Below are 4,123 nucleotides of genomic sequence, written 5' to 3'. Positions count from 1 at the left end.
TCTGGTGATCGACACCGCGCATGGCCACTCGCAGCGCGTGCTCGACGCCGTCACGCGGGCGAAAAAACTATCCAACTCCGTCCGCATCCTGGCTGGCAACGTCGCCACCGCCGCGGGCACGCAGGCGCTGATCGACGCCGGCGCCGACGCCGTCAAGGTCGGCATCGGCCCGGGTTCCATCTGCACCACCCGCATCGTTGCCGGCGTCGGCGTGCCGCAGCTCTCGGCCATCATGTCGGCGGTCGAGACGGCGCACAAATCCGGCGTCTCGGTGATCGCCGATGGCGGCATCAAATATTCCGGCGATCTGGCCAAGGCGTTGGCCGCAGGCGCCAGTGCGGCCATGATCGGCTCGCTGCTGGCCGGAACCGACGAAAGCCCGGGCGAGGTCTATCTGCATCAGGGCCGCTCCTTCAAGGCCTATCGCGGCATGGGCTCGGTCGGCGCCATGGCCCGCGGCTCCGCCGATCGCTACTTCCAGGCCGAGGTGCGCGACACGCTGAAACTGGTCCCGGAAGGCATCGAAGGGCAGGTTCCCTACAAAGGACCTGTGTCTGGTGTGCTGCACCAGCTTGCGGGCGGGCTGAAAGCCGCTATGGGTTATGTTGGTGGCCGCGACCTTGCCGATTTCCGCGAGCGCGCCACCTTTGTGCGCATATCCAATGCCGGACTTCGTGAAAGCCACGCCCATGACGTCACGATTACCCGCGAAAGCCCGAACTATCCCGGCGGAGCCTGACCAGTACGGGCTCGGGCGGAGCCTGACGGCAACGATCCTGCGGCTGCCGCGCCACGCAGGCGCACTCTGTTTCCTGTCGGCGGTGGTTTTCACCGCCATGACGGCTATGGAATTCCTCTACTTCCGCCAGTTGAGCGGCGGCTTGCCATCACTCGACATGCGTATTTTCGGTTTCACTCCGGACGAAGGCATGGCCTGGCTGACGGCACTCGGCCGGCGCGGCGGCGAGATCATTCTCGTCTGGCACTATCTGACCTTCGCTCTGTTGTTCCCGGCGCTGCTGTCTGTGACGCTGGTCAGCCTGATCCTGGCCACCGGCCGGCGATTGAAGGCTTTCCGCGTGCAGCCGGTGCAGCTGCAGTCGATCTTCGCGCTGGTCCTGGTGCTGCCCTACACGCTTGCCGACTACGCCCAGAACATCGCGGTAGCGCGGCTTCTGTCCGATTTCCTGTCGGCGAATCCGGACTCGCTGTCTTTGGCTTCGGCGCTCACCGTCACCAAATTCGCGCTTTTCGCCGTCCCGGTGATCGTCATTGCCGCCTTCTGGCTGGCAGGCCAGAAACGCCTGGCCTGATGCCGCGCGCAAAGCTTAGCCGGGTAGGGGAAACTTCGTGAACCAGACCACGATCTTCTGGCCTGTTCTGGCGCATGTGCTGCTGATCTACATCGTCTACTGCATCCTGGGTCGCCGCAGATACGGCGCAATCAGGTCAGGCGAGGCGAAGCCAGCTCAGTTCAAGGTGCGTTCGACCGAGCCGGCCTCCAGCGTCACCGTTGCCGCCAATCTCACCAACCAGTTCGAGCTGCCGGTGCTGTTCTATGTGCTGTGCCTGACGCTGCACCTGACCAACGGCGTCAACTATCTGACCCTGGCGCTGATGTGGATTTTCGTCGCATCGCGCTATTTCCACGCCTGGGTTCACCTGACCAGCAACAATCTGCTGCTGCGCAGCCGGTCATTCTTCGTCAGTGCGGTGATTCTCCTGCTGGGATGGATCTGGTTCGCGCTGCACCTGCTCGGCATGGTTTGAGCAGGGCACTTTTTCCTTCTCCCGCAAGGGGAGAAGGAAAATCCGCGAGGGACGTCTACAGGTCGAACACCGCAATCTTGCGCTTGTCGAACTTGATGCCGATCTCGCCGCGTACCAGCTTGAGCGCGGCCTCGCCGAACACCGCGCGCCGCCAGCCCTGCAGGGCCGGTACGTCGGCTTCCTCGCCCTCGGCGGCGATACGGTCGATGTCGTCGCTGGAGGCCAGCACCTTGGAGGCGACGCCTTCCTTTTCGGCGACGATCCGCAGCAGCACCTTCAACAGTTCCGCCGCGGCGCTCGAGCCCTCGGGCGGCTGGAAACTCTTTGGCAGTTTCGGCATCTGCTCCTTGGGCAAGGCAAGGGCGGTGTTGACCGCGCCGAGCAGCGCCGTCGCCGTCGAGGAGCGTTCCCAGCCCTTCGGCGTCGTGCGCAGCTTGCCCAGGGCTGCCGCGTCGCGCGGCGCCTGCTGCGCCACCTCGTAGATCGCGTCGTCCTTGAGCACGCGGCCGCGCGGCACGTCGCGTTCGCGCGCCTCGCGCTCGCGCCACGCCGCAACGCCCTGCACGATCGCCAGTTCCTGCGGCTTGCGCAGCCGCATCTTCAGCCGCTTCCAGGCGTCCTCGGGATGCGGATCATAGGTTTCGCGGGAGGTAAGGACCTCCATTTCCTCGTTAAGCCAATGGGCGCGGTTTTCCCGCTCCAGTTCGGCGCTGAGGTGCTGATAGACCTCGATCAGATGGGTGACGTCGGCCAGCGCATAGTCGAGCTGCTTGTCGGAAAGCGGCCGGTGGCGCCAGTCGGTGAAGCGCGACGACTTGTCGAGCCGCGCGCCGGTGATGCGCTGCACGAGCTGATCGTAGGAAACGCTGTCGCCGAAGCCGCAGACCATCGCCGCCACTTGCGTGTCGAACACTGGATGCGGAACCAGATCGCCGAGATGGACGATGATTTCGATGTCCTGCCGCGCGGCGTGGAAGACTTTGACCACCGCCTCGTTGGCCATCAGCCTGAAGAACGGCTTCAGGTCGATATCGGTAGCCAGCGGATCGATCAGTGCCGTCAAGCCGGGAGCGGCCATCTGGATCAGGCACAGGATCGGCCAAAACGTCGTTTCTCGAATGAATTCGGTGTCGACAGTGACGAAATCCGACTTTTCGAAAGCGGCGAGAACGGTCTCGAGTTCTTTCTGGGTGGTGATGACGTGCATCAAATCGCTTTTGGCAGGAGTAAGGTCTTCCTAGATTTCAGCCGCCGGGGCTTTCGTCAAGCTTTGGCACCGCCATCATGAGGTTCCCGGACCGTCGGAATCGCCGTTTCTCCTGGCCAGCCGCGCGAAAACCGTCGAAGTGCGCAGGAGCGCAATGAAGCGGCCGCGCCTGCCCGCCGGCACGCCGGACCGAGCCTGCATGCGGTAGAGGATGACAGCGATGAAGATCGCATAGACCACCGCGCTGAATACAAACAGGGCGCCCGGTCCGAAATATTGCATCGCCGTCGAGGCGGCGAACGGGCCGCCGATCGCGCCGAAGGAATAGAACAGCATCAGCGCCGCGTTGATCAGCACGAACTCGCCGGTGTCGGCGCGATCGTTGGTGTGGGCCGCCGACAACGAATAGAGCGGCATGGCGAAACAGCCGAAGATGAAGACGAGGACGAAGTTGAGCAGCGGATTGCTACCGGCGATGAACACCAGCGCCAGCGCCGAAAGCATCGCGCAGCAGGTCGTCATCAGCAGCACCCGGCGCCGGTCCCAGCGGTCGGAGAGGTAGCCGAGCGGATACTGGATGATGGCGCCGCCGAAGATGCCGACGCTGACGAAGGTCACGACATCGGCGACCGACATGCCGATCTGCTCGGCATAAACCGGCGACAAGGTGCGAAAGGCGCTGTTGGTGACGCCGACGGCGATGCAGCCGAAGCAGCCCAGCGGCGAAATCCGCCAGACGCGCGCCAGGTCGAGCTTGACCTCTTCGGGTGGTGTCGGGTTGGAGCGGTCGCCGAGCGACACCGGCACCAGCGATAGGGTGATCATCATCGACATGATGGCGAAGATAGCGAAACCGCCGGCGCCGAAGATCGGGATCAGGAACTGGGCTGATGTCACCGAACCGATGTCGACCATCCGGTAGATCGCCAGCACGCGTGCCCGATCGTGATTGCTGACGCCGGAATTCAGCCAGCTTTCGACGATGGTGAACAGCCCGGCGAAGCAGAAGCCGCCGGCAAGACGCACCGCGCACCACATCACCGGATCGATGACCAGCACCAGGAGCAAGGTGCCGACTGAGGCGATTGCCGCCAGCGCCGAAAATGCCCTGATATGGCCGACCGCCTTTATGATGCGGGTGATGGC

Annotated in this window: 5 protein-coding genes; 3 read left to right on the top strand and 2 right to left on the bottom strand. The window is 63.8% G+C overall.

Annotated elements, in window-relative coordinates:
* The 3 genes from EN932_RS30750 to EN932_RS30740 all read left to right on the top strand — a co-directional run.
* Positions 1 to 739: IMP dehydrogenase (locus EN932_RS30750; RefSeq protein ID WP_206618979.1), on the top strand; the 739-nt coding region annotated here is incomplete at its 5' end.
* The gene (locus EN932_RS30745) at positions 690 to 1,313 is read left to right on the top strand and encodes a hypothetical protein (RefSeq protein WP_127369638.1); all 624 of its coding nucleotides are present in this window, start codon (positions 690 to 692) and stop codon (positions 1,311 to 1,313) included. The genes EN932_RS30750 and EN932_RS30745, both read left to right, overlap by 50 nt.
* Before the next feature lie 37 nt (positions 1,314 to 1,350).
* On the top strand, positions 1,351 to 1,770 hold the full coding sequence (locus tag EN932_RS30740; RefSeq protein ID WP_013532284.1) for an MAPEG family protein: 420 nt from the start codon (positions 1,351 to 1,353) through the stop codon (positions 1,768 to 1,770).
* Positions 1,771 to 1,825: 55 nt separating this feature from the next.
* On the opposite strand, the gene rnd is transcribed toward EN932_RS30740, so the two are convergent.
* Both rnd and EN932_RS30730 read right to left on the bottom strand, forming a co-directional pair.
* Complete coding sequence (rnd, locus tag EN932_RS30735) at positions 1,826 to 2,977, bottom strand: ribonuclease D (protein ID WP_128369326.1); 1,152 nt, start codon at positions 2,975 to 2,977, stop codon at positions 1,826 to 1,828.
* 75 nt (positions 2,978 to 3,052) lie between these two features.
* On the bottom strand, positions 3,053 to 4,123 hold a 1,071-nt coding region (locus EN932_RS30730; RefSeq protein ID WP_128369325.1), incomplete at its 5' end, for an MFS transporter.

This window comes from Mesorhizobium sp. M7A.F.Ca.US.002.01.1.1 (assembly GCF_004022955.1).
Lineage (GTDB): Bacteria > Pseudomonadota > Alphaproteobacteria > Rhizobiales > Rhizobiaceae > Mesorhizobium > Mesorhizobium ciceri.
The sequence above is the reverse complement of the archived record's forward strand: the minus strand, read 5'-3'. Positions and strand labels throughout refer to the sequence as shown.